The organism is Inquilinus limosus MP06, from assembly GCF_000767795.1.
Lineage (GTDB): Bacteria > Pseudomonadota > Alphaproteobacteria > DSM-16000 > Inquilinaceae > Inquilinus > Inquilinus limosus_E.
The window spans coordinates 1-901 of the sequence record NZ_JANX01001079.1 but is presented as its reverse complement, the minus strand read 5'-3'; the positions used below and the strand labels follow the sequence as shown (position 1 = coordinate 901).

Annotated in this window: 2 protein-coding genes; both read left to right on the top strand. The window is 71.9% G+C overall.

Annotated elements, in window-relative coordinates:
- A partial coding sequence (locus P409_RS35310) for an alanyl-tRNA editing protein (RefSeq protein WP_034849790.1) occupies positions 1-410 on the top strand: 410 nt, incomplete at its 5' end.
- Positions 407-901 (top strand): sulfurtransferase (locus P409_RS35305; RefSeq protein WP_034849789.1); only part of this gene is annotated, 495 nt, incomplete at its 3' end. The genes P409_RS35310 and P409_RS35305, both read left to right, overlap by 4 nt.

The window sequence follows — 901 nt, the reverse complement described above, 5'->3', positions numbered from 1 at the left end:
ACCTGCTGTGCGTCGCGGTGCCCGGCGACGTCACCGGCGGCCAGATCGGCGCCGAGCGCAGCCGCCTGGACTTCAACCTGCCGGGCGACGCGCTGGACGCCGGGGCGATCACCGCCAAGCTGAACGAGCTGGTGGCGGCCGCCCTGCCGATCGAGACCGAATGGATCACCGATGAGGAGATGGCGGCGCGGCCGGAGCTGGTGCGCACCATGTCGGTGAAGCCGCCGAGCGGCTTCGGCCGGGTGCGGCTGGTGCGGATCGGCGATGCGGCGAGCCCAGTCGACCTGCAGCCCTGCGGCGGCACCCATGTCCGCAACACCTCGGAGATCGGCGCGCTGACGGTCGCCAAGATCGAGAACAAGGGCAAGCAGAACCGCCGGGTCGTCCTCACCTTCGCAGGCGAAGCATGAACACCATCGTCTCGACATCCTGGCTGGCCGACCATCTGAACGATCCGGATGTCCGCATCGTCGACGCCACCTACCACCTGCCGGGCACCAATCGCGACGCCGCAGCCGAGTTCGCCGAAGCGCACATCCCCGGCGCGGTGCTCTTCGATGTCGATGACATCGCGGCGCCGGAGAGCAAGGCGCCCGGCGGCCTGCCGCACATGCTGCCGCCGCCGGAGCTGTTCGCCGAGCGGGTGGCGGCGCTCGGCATCGGCAATGACAGCTTCGTCGTCTGCTACGACGTGCACGGGCTGATGAGCGCCGCCCGCGCCTGGTGGATGCTGCGCGCCTTCGGCCATGACGGCGTGGCGGTGCTGGATGGCGGGCTGCCGGCCTGGAAGGCCGAGGGCCGGCCGCTGGAGGGCGGCGTGCCGACCCCGGCCCCGGCGCGCTTCACCGCGCATTTCCGGCCGGCGCTGCTGCGCAGCAAGGCCGAGGTGCTGGCCGGGACC